Raw genomic sequence first — 19,488 nt, 5'->3', positions numbered from 1 at the left:
GCCGATGATGCCGCCCGTGATTTTCCGGTGCAGATGAAGGCGTCGGGTTGCCCCGCGATGCCCCCCCGCCTAAGGTCTGCACCGCTTACACAGCCTTTCGAGTATCATGCCAGAATTTAAACGCATCCTGTTGAAGCTGTCGGGCGAAGTCCTGATGGGCGAGGGCGGTCTCGCCATCGACCCGGAAACGACAGCACGTGTCGCGCAGGAAATCGCCGATGTCCGGGCGCAGGGATATGAACTTTGCGTCGTCGTTGGTGGCGGAAATATCTTCCGCGGGCTGTCCGCCGCAGCCAAGGGCATCGAGCGGGCGACAGCCGATTACATGGGTATGCTCGCCACCGTCATGAACGCGCTCGCGGTTCAGAATGCCTTGGAGCAGATCGGTGTGGATACGCGCGTTCAGTCGGCGATTCCGATGGCCAGCGTCTGCGAACCGTTCATCCGCCGCCGCGCCGAGCGCCACCTGGAAAAGGGTCGTGTCGTGATCTTCGCGGCGGGCGTCGGTAGTCCGTTCTTCACGACCGACTCGGGCGCTGCCCTGCGTGCCGCCGAGATGAAATGCGATGCGCTGTTCAAGGGTACCTCGGTCGACGGCGTCTATGATGCCGACCCGAAGAAGGTACCTACCGCCACGCGCTACGACACTGTCAGCTATTCCAAGGTGCTGTCCGACGACCTGAAGGTCATGGACGCCTCGGCCATCGCGCTGTGTCGAGACAACGACATCCCGATCGTGGTGTTCAATATCCGTCAGCACGGCAATTTCGCTGCCGTGCTGGCCGGTGATGGCATCTCGACGATCGTGCAGAACCAGGAGACGAACTGATGCCTGCCTATGACAAGGCCGATATCCAGCGCCGCATGACCGGTGCAGTCGACGCGCTCAAGCACGATCTCGGCGGTCTGCGCACGGGTCGCGCGTCGACGACGTTGCTCGATCCCGTCAACGTCGAGGTCTACGGCAGCCATATGCCGCTGTCGCAGGTCGCGACGGTGTCGGCGCCGGAGCCGCGGATGCTGTCGGTGCAGGTCTGGGACAAGTCGAATGTCGGCCCCGTTGAAAAGGCAATCCGTTCGGCCGGGCTGGGTCTGAACCCGATCAACGACGGACAGACGCTGCGCCTGCCGATCCCGGACCTGACGGAGGAGCGCCGCAAGGAGCTCGCTAAGCTCGCCAGCCAGTATGCCGAGAAGGCACGGATCGCCGCGCGCAATGTCCGCCGCGACGGGATGGACAGCTTGAAGGTCGACGAGAAGAAGAACGTCTTCGGCGAGGACGAGCGCAAGCGGCACGAAACCGAGCTTCAGAAAATTACCGACAAAACCATCGCCGATATCGACGCCGCCTCGGCCTCGAAGGAAAAGGAAATCCTGGGCAAGTGAGCCCATCGGGTGCCCTGGCGTCCCCGGCCGTGACGCTGCCCATCGTTACCGACGGGCAGGCGGGTGTGCCGCGTCACGTCGCGATCATCATGGACGGCAATGGTCGCTGGGCGAAACAGCGGCACCTGCCGCGCCTGGCCGGCCACCGCGCCGGAGTGGAAGCGGTCCGGCGCGTCACGCGTGCGGCACGCGACATGGGCATAGAGGCGCTGACGCTTTACGCCTTCTCCTCCGAAAACTGGCGTCGCCCGGCGGAGGAGGTCAGCGACCTGATGGGGTTGCTGAGGCTGTTCATTCGCTCCGATCTTGCAGAACTGTCGCGAGAGAATGTCCGGCTGCGCGTGATCGGTGACTATCGGGCATTTTCGCCCGACCTCGTTGCGTTGGTGGACGATGCGATAGCGCGCACCGCGCCAAACACCGGGCCGCTGTTGGCGATCGCGTTGAACTACGGTGCGCAGGCCGAGCTTGCGGGGGTTGCGCGGCGGCTGGCGGCGCGGATGCCCGCTGAGAAGATCGACGAGGCGGCGATCGAGGCCGAGCTCGATACGGCTGGCTTGCCGCCGCTCGACCTCGTCATCCGTACGTCTGGCGAGCAACGTCTTTCGAACTTCCTGTTATGGCAGTCGGCCTATGCGGAACTGCTGTTCGTCGACACCTTGTGGCCGGACTTCGACGGTCAGGCGCTCAGCGACGCGGTAGCGGTGTTCGCGCGCCGTCAGCGGCGTTACGGCGGCCTGTGAGCGACAGTCCGCACGATCCTGCCGCGATGGCCACGCCCGACGCAAAGCTGCGGACGCCATCGAACCTTCGTCTCCGCATGGTCGCCAGCATCGGCATGATCGCGGTTGCGCTGGTGGCTCTCTTGCTCGGCGGCGTCGGCATGTGGTTGCTGGCCGTGATCGTGTGCCTGTTCATGATGGCGGAGTGGGCCGATCTGGCCAAGGTCGACCGCAAGACCAAGCGGATGAGCCAATTCGCCCTGTCGGTACCGCTGGCGCTGATGTCGCCTCTGGCGGCGGGACCGCATTTCTTCGTGCTGGGCGTGCTCGGAGCGGCGTTCTTCTTCGTGGCGATCGTTACGCGCAACGCCCGGTTGGCGGCGGGGACGCTGTATTGCGGACTGCCGGTGTTCGCGCTGCTGCTGATCCGGGAGCAGCCCGACACAGGCTTGGTTTCCGCACTATGGGCGTTGTCTCTCGTCTGGGCGACGGACATCGGCGCGTTCTTCGCGGGGCGATCGCTAGGTGGCCCGAAACTGGCACCCGCAATCAGTCCGGCGAAGACCTGGTCCGGATTGATCGGAGGAGTGCTGCTGGCGAGCTTGGTCGCCTATGCGATCCAAGTCGGTTATGGCCTGTCGCCGATGCTGGTCCTCGCGACGCCCGTGCTCGCGGTTCTGGCCCAGGCCGGCGACCTGTTCGAAAGCGCCCTCAAGCGTCGCGCCGGCGTCAAGGACTCGGGGAACATCCTGCCCGGTCACGGTGGCGTGCTCGACCGGCTGGATGGCGTGGTGCCGGTGCTGCCCATCGCGATGCTGCTGACGCTGCTGGCGTGAAGACCGTATCCGTTCTGGGCGCGACCGGTTCGGTCGGCACGTCGACGCTCGACCTGATCGAGCGCGAGCCGGAGCGGTTCCGCGTCCGTGCGCTGACGGCAAATTGCGATGTCGATCGCCTCGCCGCAGCCGCCCGCCGCACGAACGCCGAACTGGCCGTCGTTGCCGATGCAGCCTGCCTGCCGGCATTGCGCGACGCACTCGCCGGCACGGCGACGCGCGTCGAAGGCGGCCGCGATGCGGTGATCGCTGCGGCGGGCTCGGGCGCGGACTGGACGATGGCGGCGATCGTCGGTTGTGCGGGACTGGAGCCGGTGATGGCCGCGGTTGGGCAGGGGGGCACCGTTGTCCTCGCCAACAAGGAGCCTTTGGTCTCCGCCGGTGAGATCGTGCTCGCTGCCGCCAAGGCCGCGGGTGCGACACTGCTGCCGGCCGACAGCGAGCACAACGCCATCTTTCAGTGTCTCGCCGCCAACGACACGCGCGCCGTTCGCCGCATCGTCCTGACAGCAAGCGGTGGACCGTTCCGGGAATGGTCGCGTGAGGCGATGGCCGCGGTCACCCCCGAGCAGGCGGTCGCCCACCCGAACTGGTCGATGGGCGCGAAGATCAGCGTCGATTCTGCGACGATGATGAACAAGGGGCTGGAACTGATCGAGGCCGCGCGGCTGTTCCCGGTCGATCCCGACTGCATCCAGATCGTCATCCACCCGCAATCGGTCATCCATTCCGCAGTCGACTATATCGATGGATCGATGCTGGCACAGCTCGGTCCGAGCGACATGCGCGTGCCGATCGCCCACTGCCTCGCCTGGCCGGAGCGGATGGCGACGCCGATGGAACCGCTCGACCTCGTCAAGCTCGGACGGCTCGACTTCGCCGCTCCCGACGAGAAGCGATTCCCGGCGCTGCGGTTGGCGCGCGAGGTGCTGAAGGCCGGTGGTGCGCGGCCGGCGATCCTCAATGCGGTGAACGAGGTCGCGGTGGCCGCCTTCCTCGCCGGTCAAATCGGCTTCCTCGAAATCGCCGCAATCGTCAGCGATATCCTCGACCGTTACGACCCGCCCGCGCCGGCGGCGCTCGACGCGGTTCTCGCGATCGACGCCGAGGCGAGAGTTATTGCGGGCGAACGATGCCAGGCGACACCGGTCACGCGGGTCGGCGCATAGAGGATTTGGCTTGATCGATACCCCGGGCGTTCCGCTCACCCTCCTCGCCTTCATCGGCGTCATCGGCCCGCTCGTCTTCATTCATGAGATGGGCCATTACCTTGCCGGCCGCTGGTTCGGCGTGAAAGCGGAGGCGTTTTCGATCGGCTTCGGCAACGAGGTCGCCGGCTGGACCGACGCGCGCGGCACTCGCTGGAAACTCGGCTGGCTCCCGCTCGGCGGCTATGTCCGTTTCGCCGGCGACATGACGCCAGCCAGCCAGCCGACGGCGGAGTGGCTGGCGCTGCCGGCGGAGGAGCGGGCGCGCACCTTCCAGGCCAAGCCCGTGTGGCAGCGCGCGATCATCGTGGCGGCGGGGCCGTTCGTCAATTTTCTGGCCGCGATCCTGATCCTCGCAGGCTTCGCGCATTTCTACGGCGCCCGTACTGCACCGCCAGTGGTGGGTGATGTCGTGCAGCGCAGCCCCGCCGCTGTGGCGGGATTGAAGGCGGGCGACCGCCTGATCGCGCTCGATGGACGCACGATGGAAAGCTTCGCCGATATCGCGCAGTTCGCGATGCTGCGGCCGGCGGAAACCGTGTCCGTGATCTACGAGCGCGGCGGCACGCGCGGCACCACGACGCTGGCGATCGGCGTCGTCGCCGAGAAGGACCGCTTCGGTAACGCATATCGGATCGGCCGGATCGGCATCGCCAGTCCGCCGGCCGAATACCAGCCCGTATCGCTGCTGGAGGCACCCCTGGTCGGGGCGCGTCAGGTTGGCGACATCGTCCGGGGCACGCTCGACACGCTGGGGCAGATCATCACGGGTCGCCGTTCTGTCGACGAACTGGGTGGGCCGATCCGCATCGCGAAAGTGTCGGGCGAGCAGATGTCGCTCGGCTGGCCGGCCTTCATCGGCCTGATCGCGCTCGTCTCCATCAATCTCGGGTTCATCAACTTACTGCCAGTGCCGATGCTCGATGGCGGCCACCTTCTATTCTATGCGATCGAAGCGGTCCGGCGGCGGCCGGTCAGCATCGCGGTGCAGGAATGGGCGTTCCGCGGCGGCATGGCGGCGATCCTGGCGTTGATGATCCTCGTGACGTTCAACGATCTCGGTGCCTTCGGGCTGTGGCGCGGCATCGCCGGCCTGATCGGGTGACCAGACTTGATCGGGTGACAAGTCTGGGGCAGGGCGACCCGCGCAGGGGCCGGCGTATCTTTCGGGGTGGGTGTGTGAAGAATAACGGTTTCAAGGTCGTCGGCATCGGCGCGTCCCTGCTGGCGACATCCATGCTGGCAGGCGTGGCCTATGCTCAGGCCCGCCCCGCGGGTCAGGCGCGCACGCGTCAGGCAGTGCCGCCCGCCGGCACGCGTCAGGCCGTTCCGCCTGTCGCTCCAGTCGCAACCGTTCCCGCAACGGCCGCGGGAACGATCCGTACGCTGCGGGTCGAGGGATCGCAGCGGATCGAGGCCGACACGGTCCTCTCCTATACGAAGCTGAAGGTCGGAGCGCCGTACACCGCCGCCTCGCTGGATCAGGCGCTGGTCGACCTAGCGGCTTCGGACCTGTTCGCGGACTACTCGATCTCCGGCGTGGAAACGGGCGACATCGTCCTGCGCATCCGCGAGAATCCGATCATCAACCGGGTGATCCTGGAGGGTAACAAGGCGATCAAGAGCGACAAGATCACGAAAGAGATCAAGCTCGCGCCTCGCCAGATCTTCACGCGCACTGCGGTCCGTGCCGATGTCGGGCGCATCGTCGAGTTGTACCGCCGGCAGGGTCGCTTCGCCGCGATCGTCGAGCCTAAGCAGGTCAGCCTGGATCAGAACCGCGTCGACGTGGTGTTCGAGATCGCGGAGGGGGCCAAGTCGAAGGTCCGCCAGATCAACATCCTTGGCAACGAGCAGTTCACCGACGATCAGCTTCGCGGCGAGATGGCGACCAAGCAGTCGCGCTGGTTCCGCCTGCTGTCGTCGAACACGACGTACGATCAGGATCGGCTGAACTACGACCAGCAGAAGCTGCGCCAGTTCTACCTGACGGAAGGTTATGCCGATTTCCGCGTGACGAGCGCGGTGGCCGAACTGACGCCGGACAAGCGCGACTTCATCATCACCTACGTTGTCGAGGAGGGATCGCGCTACAAGTTCGGCGACGTCTCCGTCGACAGCGAAATCCGCGATTTCGACAATACGAAGCTCGCGGCGTCGCTGCCGATCAAGAAGGGCGACTGGTACAACGCCAAGTTGGTCGAGGATGCGCTGGACAGCCTGAGCCAGGCAGCTGGCCTATTCGGTTATGCGTTCACGCAGGTCGATCCCGAGTATCAGCGGGACAAGGACACGCTGACGATGGGGATCAATTTCCACATCGGTCAGGCGCAGCGCACCTATGTCGACCGGATCGAGATCAACGGTAATACGCAGACCCAGGATAAGGTTATCCGTCGCGAGATTCGTCTCGGCGAGGGTGATGCGTTCAACACGTTCCAGGTCAAGCGTTCGCAGGACCGCGTCAATTCGCTGGGCTTCTTCCAGGACAAGTTCGAGATCAAGCAGACGCCGGGCAGCGCCCCGGACCGCGTCGTGCTGGAGGCACCGGTCGAGGAGAAGTCGACCGGTGAGCTTCAGCTGTCGGCGGGCTTCTCCAGCCTCGAACGGTTCATCATTCAGGCCAACGTCACGCAGAACAATTTCCGCGGCAAGGGCCAGACGCTCAGCTTCGGTGTCAACTACTCGACCTATTCGAAGTCGATCCAGGCGGGCTTCACTGAGCCGTACCTGTTCGACAAGAACATCGCGGTCGGGTTCGACGTGTTTCGCCAGGATTACAACCAGTTCAACTACATCGGTAGTGACCGCAACACGACGTTCAGTCAGGTGTCGACCGGTTTCCAGCTTCGTGCTGGCGTGCCGCTGACCGAATATTGGCAGCTCGCCGGCCGGTATAAGCTGTCGTACGACGAGGTCGGGTTGGCGAGTTCGTTCCTGAATGCGGACGGGTCGTGCAACCCATCGCTGGCGGGCCGTTACCTCTGCGATTCGCTGGGGAACCGGTGGACGTCGTCGGTCGGCTATTCGCTGATCTACAACAGCCTCAACAGCGGCTTGCGGCCGACCGCCGGTACGCGCTTCTCGTTCAGCCAGGATTTCGCGGGCTTGGGCGGCGACGTGAAGTACATCAAGACCACTGCGCAGGCGGCGAAATACTACGGTCTGGGGTCGGGCTTCGTATTCTCGCTGCAAGGCGAGGGCGGCTACATCAAGTCGCTGGAACGGAGCCGCGGGATCGGGATCGACAAGGTCCGCATCATCGATCGCTTTTATCTCGGCGAGCCTAACTTTCGCGGATTCGACATCCGCGGCGTTGGGCCGCGGATCCTGCGCATCCCGTACATCACCAATGCCGACGGTACGCAGGCATTGCAGACCGACCGCAATCAGATTCAGGACGACGCGCTTGGCGGGCGGGCCTATTATCTGGCGCGTGCCGAACTGGAGCTGCCGCTGGGTGCGGGTGCCCGCGAACTCGGCCTGCGTCCGACCGTCTATGTTCAGGCGGGCAGCCTGTTCGGTGTTACCAGGCCGCAGCCCACGACGACGTTCCAGCAGGCTGTCGATGCGAGTGGCAACCCGCGCTTCAACCCGGATGGGTCGCCCACGCTGATCGGCAATCCGGTGACGTCGGGGGGCTTCCCGCTCTACACCGTTGCCGCAACCGACACGGTCAACGGCGGCCGGCAGACCACGTGTCAGACGGGGTACTCGGCAACGGTTGGTGGTGCCTGCACCGGCTCGTCGAACAACATCGCCATTATCACCCCGCCATTCTCCGAGCAGTTCCTCGGCAATTCCGCCAAGCCGCGTATCTCCGTCGGCTTTGGCGTGAACTGGACTTCGCCCTTCGGCCCGCTGCGCATCGATATCGCCAAGGCGCTCGTCAAACAGCGGGGCGACGACGACAAACTTATCACCTTCAACGTAGGGACTTCGTTCTGATGACCAATTTCAAGAAGCTGCTGCTGGCCGCTGTGGTCGCGGTTCCCGCGATCGCCGTCGGCACCTCGACCTCGGCGCAGACCGTCGCCGTCGCCAACCCGGATCAGGCGGTCGCCAATTCGCGCGCATGGGCCACCGCCCGCACCCAGATCGAGACGACCTACAAGGCGCAGATCGATCAGGCGAACGCCCGTCGCGAGGCGATCGGCCGTGAGCTTCAGCCGCTCGTGACGGCGTTCAACACCGCCCGCGCGGCCCCGAACGTCAATCAGGCCGCCTTGCAGACGCAGGCACAGCAGATCCAGACCCGCGAGCAGGCCGCTCAGCAGGAACTGGGCCGCATCACCCTGCCGGCACAGCGTGCGCAGGCCTATGTGGTCGAGCAGATCTCGGGTCGGCTGCCAGAGGCCGTTCAGGCCGTCGTGCGTGCGCGCAACGTGTCGCTGCTCGTGCGTCCCGACGCGGCGCTGTTCGCCGCGCCGGCGTCCGACGTGACCGCGGCGATCACGACCGAGCTCGATCGCCTGGTCCCGACCGTCGGCATCACGCCGCCCGCCAATTGGCAACCGGGCCAGCAGCAGGGTGCCGCCGCGCCCGCAGCCGGTGCCGCTCCCGCCGCGACGACGCCCGCCGCGCGTCCGACCACGCCGGCGACGCGTCCGGCCAACACCGGCCGGTGAGCGACTCGGCGTCCGCGCCGGCCAGCACCGCCATGACGACGCTCGAGATCGGGCACGTCATGGCGGCGTTGCCGCACCGCTATCCGATGCTGCTCGTCGACCGCGTCGCCGAGCTGGTGAAGGACGAGCGGATCGTCGCGATCAAGGCGGTGACGATCAACGAGCAGTTCTTCCAGGGGCATTTCCCCGGTCGGCCGATCATGCCGGGCGTGCTGATCGTCGAGGCGCTGGCGCAGGCGGCGGGCATCCTCGCCGTCGAGAGCCTCGGCCTCGCCGGTTCGGGCAAGCTCGTCTATTTCATGGCGATCGACGGCGCGAAGTTCCGCAAGCCGGTCGAGCCGGGCGTCCTCCTGCATCTGGAGGCGGAGTTCGTGCAGAAGCGGGGCAGCGTCTGCAAGTTCGCAGGTCGTGCGAAGATCGATGGCCAACTTGTTGCCGAGGCGCAGTTCACGGCGATGATCGCCGACCCGCCCAAGGCCGCTTAGGCCTAACCTTACACTAAACTTTGACATCGACGGCGCGGCCCGATAAGGGCCGCGCCTTGTTCTTCGGGCTGGTCGGAACCAGCCACATCAGGAGCGTGACCCATGAAGGCCGATACCCACCCCGACTACCACATGATCAAGGTCCAGATGACGGACGGCACCGTGTTCGAGACCCGCTCCACCTGGGGCAAGGAAGGCGACACGATGACGCTCGACATTGATCCGCTCGCGCATCCGGCATGGACCGGCGGTCGTGGCACCATGCTCGACACGGGTGGCCAGGTCGCCCGCTTCAACAAGCGCTTCGGCGGCGGGCTCACGCTCCGCAAGTAAGCCCTACGGCTTGCACCGAAATGGCCGGGTACCCGACAGGGTGCCCGGCCTTTTTCGTTATCGGTAAGAACGGTTGGCGGAGAGAGTGGGATTCGAACCCACGGTGGGCGTGAACCCACGGCGGTTTTCAAGACCGCTGCCTTAAACCACTCGGCCATCTCTCCGGTGCGCCCCCGATAGCGTACGCGCCGGCCCGTGCAAGCCCGTCGACGATCGGGGGTTGTCCCAACCGGCTTTACCCGTGATTACGACGGGATGTGGGGACAGAAAGCGGCGCTGGCCGTCATCGCCGTTATGGCCAACGTCACGCCCGTCGCGGCGCAGGATGCCGCGTTCGACGCGTATCTGGCGCAAGTGAAGGCGCGGGCGGTGGCGCAAGGGGTGAACCCCGCCACCGTCGATCGCGAGTTTCTGGGGCTGACCGTCAATACCCGCGTCATCGACCTCGATCGCGGCCAGCCGGGAAACCCGCAGAGCACCAGCTTCTCTCCCTTTGCGCCCTATCGCGCGCAGCATGTCGACGCGGCGAGGATCGGGCGTGGCCGGAATGTCTATCAGGCGCAGCGCAGCCGGCTGTCGAGCATCGAGCAACAGACCGGTGTGCCCGAATCAATCATGGTCGCGATCTGGGGCCACGAGACGAATTACGGCAGCTACACCGGCAATTTCGACCTGATCCGGTCGCTCGCCAGCCTAGCCTACGAAGGGCGTCGCCGCGCGCTGTTCGAGGGCGAGTTGATCGCGGCGCTGAAGATGATCGACCGCGGGGTGCCCCGTTCGCAGTTGAAGGGCAGTTGGGCGGGGGCCACGGGCAACCCGCAGTTCCTGCCGTCGATCTATTTGCGCCTCGCCCGCGACGGCGACGGTGATGGCCGTGCGGACATCTGGTCGAGCCAGCCGGATACGCTGGCCTCGATCGCCAACTACTTCGCCAATGCCGGCTGGCGACCGGGGCAGCCCTGGGGCGTAGCGGTGTCGGTGCCGTCGACGTTCGACCGCAGCGCGATCCGCAACACATTGGTTAGCCCGCGCTGCCCGCGCGTGTTCCAGCGGCACAGCGGCTGGCGCTCGATGGCGGAGTGGCGCGCGCTCGGTATCCTGCCGCAGGGGCGTGCCTTCCCGGCGGACGATGTTCAGGCGACGCTGATGGAGCCTGACGGAGAGGGTACGACGGCGTACCTGCTGACCGGCAATTACCGCGTCATCCTCGACTATAATTGTTCGAATTTCTACGCCCTGTCGGTGGGCCTGCTCGCCGATGCGGTGGAGGGCTGACGTCGCCGCGAAGCGCGGCTAAGGACCGTGACATGACCAGGCTTTACCTCGCTCCGTTCGCCGCACCGCTCGCTCTCGCGGCGCTGGCCGTGCCCTCGATCGCGGCCGCGCCGCAGTTCCAGACGCCCGCGCCGATCGCGTATCTGAAGGATTTGTCGACGGGCGCGGTGCTGTTCGCGCGCGACGCCGATCGCCGCATGCCGCCCGCATCGATGGCGAAGATGATGACGGTCTACGTCGCGTTCGACCTCATCAAGCGCGGTGAGCTGAAGCTGAACGACATGGTCACGGTGCGCCCGGAGACGTGGCAGCGCTGGCACGGCCCGGCGGCGGGATCGACGATGTTCCTGTCGGCGAACGAACAGGTCAGCGTCGCCAACCTGCTTTACGGGATCGTCACGCTGTCGGGGAACGACGCGTGCGTCGTGCTGGCGGAACATATCTCCGGCTCCGAACAGTCGTTCACCGAACGCATGAACCGGATGGCGGGGCAGATCGGCCTGAAGAACAGCCATTTCGGCACCTCCAACGGCTGGCCGGACAATGGCGTGACCTTCGTCACGGCGCATGATCTGGCCGAGCTGGCGGACGCGACGATCACCAACTTCCCGCAACTCTACAAGCAGTTCTATTCGCGCCGGGACTTCACCTGGGGCAAGACGATGGGCGGCGCGGAGATCACGCAGGCCAATCGCGATCCGTTGCTGGGCCGCGTCGCCGGCGCCGACGGCCTGAAGACCGGCCATACCGACGAGGCAGGTTACGGCTTCACCGGCTCGGCGGAGCAGAATGGCCGACGCCTCGTCATGGTGGTCGCCGGACTGAACACCTTCGGACAGCGTGCCGAGGAGTCGGTGCGGATGATGGACTGGGGTTTCCGCGCGTGGCAGGCCAAGCCGATTGCTGCGAAGGGCAAGCAGGTCGAGACCGCCGACGTGCAGATGGGCGATTCGTCCACCGTCGGCCTTGTCGCGCCAAGGGCGCTGACCGTCACACTGCCCGCCGGCCTCGCCCCCGAACTGAAGGCCCGCGTCGTGTATAGCGGCCCGATCAAGGCGCCGATCAAGGCGGGTCAGCACATCGCCGACCTCGTCGTCTCCTCACCGGACGTGCCCGAACAGCGCCTGCCGCTAGTCGCGGCGACCGATGTCGGAGAGGCGGGCTTCTTCCGCCGCGCGTGGAACGGGCTGACCTCGTTCTTCGGGTGACGCGGTGACGTCACCCCTCGGCAACGCGGCGGCGCAGGCGAGCTTCCGCGCGGCGCTGGATAGTGGCTCGCTGCATCATGCGTGGCTGATCGCGGGGCCGGAGGGGGTTGGCAAAGCCAGCTTTGCCCGCGCCGCGGCACTGCGGATGCTGGCGGAGGCGGTCGATCCGTCGCTGCCGCGGGGGTTCGCGGTACCCGAGGGCCATCGTACCGCGTCGCTGTTCGCCGCGGGCTCGCATCCCGATTACCGGCTGCTGGAGCGGTTGCAGAAGGACCCGGACAAGCCGGAGCTGGCGCGGTCGATCACGATCGCGCAGGTCCGCACGCTTCAGCCGATGTTCGCCACCGCGCCCGCGATGAGCAGCCGTCGCGTGGTGGTGATCGACGCGATCGACGATCTGGAGCGCAACGGCGCGAACGCCTTGCTCAAGAACCTGGAGGAACCGCCGGTCGGCACGATCTTCCTGCTGGTCAGTCACGCACCCGGCAAGCTGCTGCCGACGATCCGGTCCCGGTGCAGGTTGCTGCGATTCGAGCGACTGACCGACGCGGAGGTTGCGACCGTTCTGCGCGCGCAGTTGCCCGAGGCGGACGAGGCGGAAATCGCCGCGCTGGTGACCGCCGCTGACGGCGCGCCGGGACGGGGGCTGCGCTTCGCGGGCCTCGATCTCGCCAACGTGGATCAGGCGATCGCCGCGATCGCGGCCGACGGCGATCCCGACAATGGTCGACGTGCGGCACTGGCGAAGCAACTAGCGGGCAAGCCGGCGCAGGCCCGTTACGAAGCGTTCCTCGACCGCGTTCCGGCCTTCATCGCCGGCGTGGCGAAGGCGCGGTCGGGCGAGCCGTTGCGGACCGCGCTCGACGCCCATGCCGCCGCGCGCGATCTCGCCGGAGCCGCCCGCGGCCTGTCGCTCGATGCGAGCGGAACGGTGTTCGAGATGGCGGGGATTGTCGCGAGGCTGCACGCCGCCTGATCCCGTGCCGATGTATACACCGCCGCGCGGTTCGGACATTGCCAGTGCGGGGCCTGCGCCGTAGGGACAGCCACTATGGGTGACCCCTTCTATATTACCACCGCGATCCATTATCCCAACGGGCGGCCGCATATCGGCCATGCGTACGAGATGGTCGCCGCCGACGTCATTGCCCGCTTTCAGCGGCAGGCCGGACGCGACGTGCTGTTCCAGACCGGCACGGACGAACACGGGCTGAAAATGGCGCAGGCGGCACGGGCGAGGGGGCTGGATACCCGTGCCTTCGCTGATGAAATGTCATCGCATTTCAGCGAGATGGCAGATCGCTTTCACATCTCGTACGATCGGTTCATCCGCACCGTGGATACGGACCACTACGTCGCAAGCCAAGCGATCTGGCAGGCGATGGTGGACTCGGGCGACCTGTATCTCGACCGGTACGAGGGCTGGTATTCCGTTCGCGACGAAGCGTTCTACGACGAGAAGGAACTGACGGGGGAGGGCGATGATCGCCTGTCGCCGCAGGGCACGCCGGTCGAGTGGACCGCCGAGGAGACGTGGTTCTTCCGGCTGTCGAAATATCAGCAGCCGCTGCTCGACCTGTACGCGGCAGAGCCCGACTTCATCCGGCCGGACAGCCGCCGCAACGAGGTGATGCGCTTCGTCGAAGGCGGATTGTCGGACCTGTCGGTCTCGCGAACCAGCTTCGACTGGGGCGTGCCGGTGCCGGGCAGCCCGGGGCACGTCATGTATGTGTGGGTCGATGCGCTGACCAACTATCTGACCGGCACGGGCTATCCTGATACGGGCGCACCGAACGCGCGGTTCTGGCCCGCGGACCTGCACCTGATCGGCAAGGACATCGTCCGGTTTCACGCGGTGTACTGGCCGGCGTTCCTGATGTCGGCGAAGATCCCGCTGCCCAAGAGCGTGTTCGGCCACGGCTTCCTGCTGAGCCGCGGCGAAAAGATGTCGAAATCGGTCGGCAACGTCGTCGATCCGATGGCGCTGGCCGACGCATTCGGGATCGACGCCCTCCGCTATTTCTTCCTGCGCGAGGTCAGTTTCGGACAGGACGGCTCCTATTCGCCCGAGGCGATCGTCACGCGCGTCAACGCGGAACTGGCAAACGCGTTCGGCAACCTCGCCCAGCGGACCTTGTCGTTCATCGCCAAGAATCTGGACGGCGCATTTCCAGATACCGGCCGGCGCGACGATGCCGATGCGGTCCTGACCGAGGAAGTCGTCGTGGCGTGCGCCGCGTTGAAGGCGGCGTTCGGCGACCTTTCGCTCAGCCAGGGTATCGAGGCGTGGATGCGCGGCGTCTATGCCTGTAACCAGTATATCGACGTGCAGGCCCCGTGGTCGCTCCGCAAGACCGACCCGGAACGGATGCACGCCGTGCTCGGCACGCTGGTTCGCGCGATCCGGATGCTGGCGATCGCGATCCTGCCGGTGGTGCCGACGGGCGCGGCGACGATCCTCGACCTGCTGGGCGCGGACGCCCGCGATCATGCGGCGATCGACGATGACGGCTGGTACGCGGCACAGGTTGCCAGCGGTTTCCGCCTCGCCGCACCAACGCCCGCCTTCCCCCGGCTGGAGTTGCCGGCGGAGGTCGCCTGATGCTCGCCGACAGCCATTGCCACCTGAACTACAAGGGGTTGGTCGAAGATCAGCCGGCGGTGCTGGCGCGGGCCCGTGCGCGCGGGGTGACGGCGATGCTCAACATCGCGACGCGTGAACGCGAGTGGGATGCCGTGCTCGCGACCGCGGAACGCGAGCCCGATGTCTGGGCGACGGTCGGCATCCATCCGCACGAGGCCGACCAGCATCCGCATATCGACACCGCCAAGCTGGTCGAGCGGGCCGCACATCCTCGGGTGGTCGGCATCGGTGAATCCGGCCTCGATTACTACTACGACCATTCGGATCGCGAACGCCAGCAGGCCAGCTTCCGCGCCCATATCGCCGCGTGTCGCGATACCGGCCTGCCGTTGATCGTCCATACGCGCGATGCGGAGGATGATACTGCCGCGATCCTGGCGGACGAAATGGGGAAGGGGGCCTATCCCGGCGTCATCCACTGCTTCACCGCGAGCCGAGCATTTGCCGACACGGCGCTGAATTTAGGGTTTTATATCTCGATTTCGGGAATCGTGACGTTCAAGAATGCCGTCGACCTTCAGGCGACGGCGCGCGATCTGCCGGTCGAGCGGCTGCTGGTCGAGACCGATGCGCCGTTCCTAGCGCCCGTGCCGCATCGGGGCAAGCCGGGCGAGCCGGCGTTCGTGGCCGACACGCTGGCGTTCGTCGCCAAGCTGCGCGGTGACGATCCGGCGATGCTGGCGGAGCGGACGGCGCAGAACTTCCACGCGCTGTTCGCCAAGACCCGCGCGTGAAGGTCACCATCCTCGGCTCCGGCACGTCGACCGGCGTGCCGCGGATCGGCAACGAATGGGGAGCGTGCGACCCGAGCGATCCGCGCAACCGCCGCTCGCGCGCGTCGATCGTCGTCGAGCATGAGGACACACGCATCCTCGTCGATACCAGTCCCGACATGCGCGAGCAGTTGCTGGCAGCGCGTGTCGGGCGGATCGACGCGGTGATCTGGACCCACGACCACGCCGATCACTGCCACGGAATCGACGACCTGCGGCAGCTCTATCATGTGCTCGGCCACCCAGTGCCCGGCTACGCGCGGGGTCCGACGCTGGCGGTGCTGAAGGATCGGTTCGCCTATGTGTTTGCTGGCAAGGGCGGCTATCCGGCGACGGTCGCGGCGAACATCTTGCCGGACCGGCTGACGATCGGCGGAATTGACGTTGCGGTCGCGGATCAGCCGCACGGGCGCATCACCAGCGCCGGGCTACGCTTCGATGCGGGCGGTAAGCGGATCGGATATGCCACCGATCTCAGCGCCATGACCGGCGCTATGCGCACGCTGTATCAGGACCTGGACGTGCTGATCATCGACGCGCTGCGCCACGAGCCGCACCCGACGCACCCGACCGTCGCACAGGCAGTGGACTGGATCGCGGAGCTGAAGCCGACGCGGGCGGCGACCGTGCATATGGATCATACGCTCGACTACGCGACGCTGGCGGCGGCGCTGCCGGCGGGTGTCGAGCCGGGCTATGACGGACTGGTCTTGTGAGCGAGCGGTCCGTGGACATGCTGTTCTACGGGCTGATGATCCTGCTGCCCTTGTCAGCGCTGATCGCGCGGCGGCCGCCATTCGGGCAGACGATGAAGATGGCGGCGGCGTGGATCGGCATCTTCGCGGTCGGGCTGTTGCTCGTAAGTCAGCGCGACAAATTGCCGTCGCTAAGCCGCGTCCTAGACGATCAGGAGGTCAGCGGTTCGGAGACTCGGATCGGTATGGGCGAGGATGGGCATTTCCACGCTGTCGCGTCGATCAACGGCGTGCGCGCGCCGATGCTGGTCGACAGCGGCGCGACAACGATCGCGTTGTCGGTCGCGACCGCCAAGGCCGCCGGGCTGGACCTGAACGAGAGCGCGTTCCCGGTGATGATCGACACCGCCAACGGCCGAATCGTCGCTCACCGCGTGACGATCAAGACGCTCAAGGTGGGCAGCGTCACCGTTACCGACATCGCTGCCGTGGTGTCGGAGGCGTTCGGCGATCAGGACATCATCGGCATGAACTTCCTGTTGCGGTTGGCATCGTGGCGCGTCGAGGGACGCATCTTGATCCTGCAGCCAAACGAGGCGTAGTTTTACATAATGCATATTATCGACGACTCTCGTCAGCCGCTTGAAAGGTTGCTTGCGATCATGGCGAGGCTTCGCGATCCGAACGGCGGCTGCGATTGGGACATCGCGCAAAGCTGGTCGACGATCGCGCCCTATACGATCGAGGAAGCGTATGAGGTGGCGGACGCCGTCGCCCGCGGTTCGGTGGAGGATGTCCGCGACGAACTCGGCGACCTGCTGCTCCAGGTCGTGTTCCAAAGCCGGATCGCCGAGGAAGACGGCCTGTTCGCCTTTGACGATGTCGCCACGGCGATCGCCGACAAAATGGAACGCCGTCATCCGCACATCTTCGGTACAGCGCAGGGTCGCCCCGATTGGGACGGGATGAAGGCGGCGGAACGCGCTGCCGACGCAGGGGCGCTGGCGGGTGTCGCGCTCGGTCTGCCGGCGCTCAGCCGGGCCGAGAAGCTACAGAAGCGTGCGGCCCGTGTCGGCTTCGACTGGCCGGACGCCGCAGGGCCGCGCGCCAAGATCGACGAGGAACTCGCCGAGATCGATCAGGCGACGCCCGACACGCTGACGGAAGAAGTCGGCGATCTGTTGTTCAGCGTCGTCAACTATGCACGTCACAAGGGTATCGACGCCGAAGCGGCGTTACGCGATGCCAACGGCAAGTTCGAGCGGCGTTTCGCCGGTATGGAGTCGTTGGGCGGTTCGGCGTTCGTGGAACTGTCGCTCGACCAGAAGGAAGAGCTGTGGGCCGCAGTCAAGCGAAGCGACGGTTGAACCGGGCGTAATCCTCTTCGCCGAGCCGGACATCGAATGTCGTCGAATCGTCTTCCGTCGCCTGCGCCAGCACTTCGCCATTGGCGTGCAGCCACGCAGCGCCTGCCCCGTCCGAGCTGTCCAGCGTGATCGTGTAGCGGCGATGCCCCTCCGTCAGGCGCGCGGCGACCGCCGTCGACAGATCGTCCACCCCCTCCCCGGTCAGCGCCGAGATCACCTTCACGTCGCTGCGCCGCGCGGCTTGCTCCAGCGCATCCGAACGGCGGTCCGCGTCGAGCAGGTCGAGCTTGTTCCAGGCCTCGAACCGCGGCGTCGACGCGGTGACGCCAATCTCCTCCAGCACCGCCTCCACGTCGGCGCGCTGCGCCTCGGTATCGGGGTGCGCAATGTCGCGCACATGGATCAGCAGGTCGGCCGACACCACCTCTTCCAGCGTCGCCTTGAACGCGGCGACGAGTTGCGTCGGCAGATCGGACACGAAGCCGACGGTGTCGGACAGGATCGCCTTGTCGATTCCGGGCAGCGAAATCTGCCGTAGGGTCGGGTCGAGCGTCGCGAACAGCAGATTCTCGGCCATTACATCCGCCCCGGTCAGGCGGTTGAACAGCGTGGACTTGCCAGCGTTGGTGTATCCGACCAGCGCGATCACCGGCCAAGGTGCGCGTTGCCGGCGGTCACGATGGAGCCCGCGGGTCCGGCTGACCTGCTCCAGCTCGCGCCGCAGCCGCGCCATGCGGTCGCGGATCATGCGACGGTCGGCCTCGATCTGCGTCTCGCCGGGGCCGCCGAGGAAGCCGAAGCCACCACGTTGCCGCTCGAGATGGGTCCAGCTTCGCACCAACCGTCCCGCTTGATAGTCGAGATGCGCTAGTTCGACTTGCAACCGCCCCTCGGCCGTTGCAGCGCGTTCACCGAAGATTTCGAGAATAAGGCCCGTGCGATCGATGACCTTGGCGGACAGCCCGGTTTCCAGATTGCGCTGCTGCACCGGCGTTAATGCCGCATCGAAGACGACCAGGGTCGCCTCCTCCATCGTTACGCGGGTCGCCAGCTCTGCCATCTGGCCGCTGCCGATCAGCGTCGCAGGTCGAGGTGTCCGGACGCGAAGCGCCACGCGATCCACGACCTCCAGCCCGATCGCTGCGGCGAGGCCGGCACATTCCTCCAGCCGCGCATCCACGTCGCGCGACGAGTCGCCGCGGTCCGGCAAAACGACGACGGCGCGCGCGCCGCGGGCGACGTCGTCACGATCGCGATCGAACCCTGTGCTCAAGACTCTTTCCTCAATCCTCGACCGGCTCGTTCTGTTCGTCCGACAGGTTCAGCGCGCGCGCCGGCTGGATCGTCGACACCGCATGCTTGTAGACGAGCTGCACCATACCCTCGCGCTGGAGCAGCATGCAGAACAGGTCGAACCCGGCGATCTGGCCCTGCAGCATGACGCCGTTGATGAGGAACATCGTCACGCTGTCCTCGGACTTGCGTACGGCGTTCAGAAACAACTCCTGTAACAGCGGCGACTTGCGCTGCGCTTCGCCGATGCTGTCGAGGATCGGATCGAGATCGAACGTGCCGCCCGGCATGATCGTGGAGATCGCATGCTTGTAGATCAGCTGCGACTGCCCGTCGCGGCGCAGGAGCACGGAAAAATTGTCGAACCAGGTGACGATGCCCTGAAGCTTCACGCCCTTCACCAGGAACATCGTCACCGGTGTCTTGGAACGGCGGAGGGCATTCAGGAACAGGTCCTGAAGCGAAGTCTGTTTTTCGGCCATGCGGCACCCTTCTTGTTGGCGGAGCGATGCCCCGCGATGCGCCGTTTTCCGGCGTCGGAAACCGGACGCTGCGTCCGGCCATCCCGTTATGGCGACGACCACCCGAGAAGTGAAGGTCGTGCGACCGAGATGGAAGGCGTTTTTACCGTCACT

20 protein-coding genes and 1 tRNA gene are annotated in these 19,488 nt (G+C 66.0%); 18 read left to right on the top strand and 3 right to left on the bottom strand.

What is annotated here, in order from left to right:
- Positions 1–106: 106 nt before the first annotated feature.
- The 10 genes from pyrH (at position 107) to rpmE (ending at position 9,598) form a co-directional block, all read left to right on the top strand.
- Positions 107–829 carry a UMP kinase gene (gene pyrH / locus AC0CH8_RS10830; RefSeq protein ID WP_465239884.1) on the top strand — a complete coding sequence of 241 codons (723 nt, stop codon included), beginning with the start codon at positions 107–109 and terminating at the stop codon, positions 827–829.
- Positions 829–1,386 carry a ribosome recycling factor gene (frr, locus tag AC0CH8_RS10825; RefSeq protein WP_204193322.1) on the top strand — a complete coding sequence of 186 codons (558 nt, stop codon included), beginning with the start codon at positions 829–831 and terminating at the stop codon, positions 1,384–1,386. Before pyrH ends, frr begins: the two co-directional genes overlap by 1 nt.
- A 29-nt stretch (positions 1,387–1,415) precedes the next feature.
- Positions 1,416–2,129 (top strand): isoprenyl transferase, encoded by a 714-nt coding sequence (locus AC0CH8_RS10820; protein WP_465239883.1) that lies wholly within the window; start codon positions 1,416–1,418, stop codon positions 2,127–2,129.
- 26 nt (positions 2,130–2,155) lie between these two features.
- A complete protein-coding gene (locus tag AC0CH8_RS10815) occupies positions 2,156–2,944 on the top strand; it encodes a phosphatidate cytidylyltransferase (RefSeq protein ID WP_465239882.1) in 789 nt (262 codons plus the stop codon).
- Positions 2,941–4,113, top strand: coding sequence for a 1-deoxy-D-xylulose-5-phosphate reductoisomerase (locus AC0CH8_RS10810; RefSeq protein WP_465239881.1), 1,173 nt, complete (start codon positions 2,941–2,943; stop codon positions 4,111–4,113). The genes AC0CH8_RS10815 and AC0CH8_RS10810 overlap by 4 nt, the downstream gene beginning before the upstream one ends.
- A 10-nt stretch (positions 4,114–4,123) precedes the next feature.
- Positions 4,124–5,257: an RIP metalloprotease RseP gene (gene rseP / locus AC0CH8_RS10805; RefSeq protein WP_465239880.1), complete on the top strand. Its 1,134-nt coding sequence runs from the start codon at positions 4,124–4,126 to the stop codon at positions 5,255–5,257.
- A 131-nt stretch (positions 5,258–5,388) separates the two neighbouring features.
- A complete protein-coding gene (bamA, locus tag AC0CH8_RS10800; RefSeq protein ID WP_465239980.1) occupies positions 5,389–8,100 on the top strand; it encodes an outer membrane protein assembly factor BamA in 2,712 nt (903 codons plus the stop codon).
- Positions 8,100–8,780: an OmpH family outer membrane protein gene (locus AC0CH8_RS10795; RefSeq protein ID WP_465239879.1), complete on the top strand. Its 681-nt coding sequence runs from the start codon at positions 8,100–8,102 to the stop codon at positions 8,778–8,780. The genes bamA and AC0CH8_RS10795 overlap by 1 nt, the downstream gene beginning before the upstream one ends.
- A 32-nt stretch (positions 8,781–8,812) precedes the next feature.
- Complete coding sequence (gene fabZ / locus AC0CH8_RS10790) at positions 8,813–9,265, top strand: 3-hydroxyacyl-ACP dehydratase FabZ (protein ID WP_465239979.1); 453 nt, start codon at positions 8,813–8,815, stop codon at positions 9,263–9,265.
- Positions 9,266–9,367: 102 nt separating this feature from the next.
- The gene (rpmE, locus tag AC0CH8_RS10785; RefSeq protein WP_204193312.1) at positions 9,368–9,598 is read left to right on the top strand and encodes a 50S ribosomal protein L31; all 231 of its coding nucleotides are present in this window, start codon (positions 9,368–9,370) and stop codon (positions 9,596–9,598) included.
- Positions 9,599–9,672: 74 nt separating this feature from the next.
- Here rpmE and AC0CH8_RS10780 read toward each other — a convergent pair.
- Positions 9,673–9,762, bottom strand: a tRNA-Ser gene (locus AC0CH8_RS10780).
- Between the two features lie 91 nt (positions 9,763–9,853).
- On the opposite strand from AC0CH8_RS10780, the gene AC0CH8_RS10775 reads away from it, so the two are divergent.
- From AC0CH8_RS10775 to mazG, 8 genes are all read left to right on the top strand, one after another.
- Positions 9,854–10,873: a lytic murein transglycosylase gene (locus AC0CH8_RS10775; RefSeq protein ID WP_465239878.1), complete on the top strand. Its 1,020-nt coding sequence runs from the start codon at positions 9,854–9,856 to the stop codon at positions 10,871–10,873.
- A gap of 32 nt (positions 10,874–10,905) precedes the next feature.
- Positions 10,906–12,081 (top strand): D-alanyl-D-alanine carboxypeptidase family protein, encoded by a 1,176-nt coding sequence (locus tag AC0CH8_RS10770; RefSeq protein ID WP_465239877.1) that lies wholly within the window; start codon positions 10,906–10,908, stop codon positions 12,079–12,081.
- A 4-nt stretch (positions 12,082–12,085) separates the two neighbouring features.
- The gene (locus AC0CH8_RS10765) at positions 12,086–13,057 is read left to right on the top strand and encodes an AAA family ATPase (RefSeq protein ID WP_465239876.1); all 972 of its coding nucleotides are present in this window, start codon (positions 12,086–12,088) and stop codon (positions 13,055–13,057) included.
- A 75-nt stretch (positions 13,058–13,132) separates the two neighbouring features.
- Positions 13,133–14,683: a methionine--tRNA ligase gene (gene metG / locus AC0CH8_RS10760; protein ID WP_465239875.1), complete on the top strand. Its 1,551-nt coding sequence runs from the start codon at positions 13,133–13,135 to the stop codon at positions 14,681–14,683.
- On the top strand, positions 14,683–15,459 hold the full coding sequence (locus tag AC0CH8_RS10755) for a TatD family hydrolase (RefSeq protein WP_465239874.1): 777 nt from the start codon (positions 14,683–14,685) through the stop codon (positions 15,457–15,459). The genes metG and AC0CH8_RS10755 overlap by 1 nt, the downstream gene beginning before the upstream one ends.
- The gene (locus tag AC0CH8_RS10750; RefSeq protein ID WP_465239873.1) at positions 15,456–16,214 is read left to right on the top strand and encodes an MBL fold metallo-hydrolase; all 759 of its coding nucleotides are present in this window, start codon (positions 15,456–15,458) and stop codon (positions 16,212–16,214) included. The genes AC0CH8_RS10755 and AC0CH8_RS10750 overlap by 4 nt, the downstream gene beginning before the upstream one ends.
- Positions 16,211–16,795, top strand: a complete 585-nt coding sequence (locus AC0CH8_RS10745; RefSeq protein ID WP_465239872.1) for a retropepsin-like aspartic protease family protein — start codon at positions 16,211–16,213, stop codon at positions 16,793–16,795. The genes AC0CH8_RS10750 and AC0CH8_RS10745 overlap by 4 nt, the downstream gene beginning before the upstream one ends.
- Positions 16,796–16,855: 60 nt before the next feature.
- On the top strand, positions 16,856–17,560 hold the full coding sequence (gene mazG, locus AC0CH8_RS10740; RefSeq protein WP_465239871.1) for a nucleoside triphosphate pyrophosphohydrolase: 705 nt from the start codon (positions 16,856–16,858) through the stop codon (positions 17,558–17,560).
- Here mazG and hflX read toward each other — a convergent pair.
- Together hflX and hfq are read right to left on the bottom strand one after the other, a co-directional pair.
- Entirely contained in the window at positions 17,541–18,833 is a 1,293-nt protein-coding gene (hflX, locus tag AC0CH8_RS10735) for a GTPase HflX (protein WP_465239870.1), read from the bottom strand. The two genes, mazG and hflX, sit on opposite strands and share 20 nt — an antisense overlap.
- A gap of 10 nt (positions 18,834–18,843) precedes the next feature.
- Complete coding sequence (gene hfq, locus AC0CH8_RS10730) at positions 18,844–19,437, bottom strand: RNA chaperone Hfq (RefSeq protein ID WP_318293449.1); 594 nt, start codon at positions 19,435–19,437, stop codon at positions 18,844–18,846.
- Positions 19,438–19,488 lie beyond the last annotated feature (51 nt).

The organism is Sphingomonas sp. AC435 (assembly GCF_979253005.1).
The sequence above is the reverse complement of the archived record's forward strand: the minus strand, read 5'-3'. Positions and strand labels throughout refer to the sequence as shown.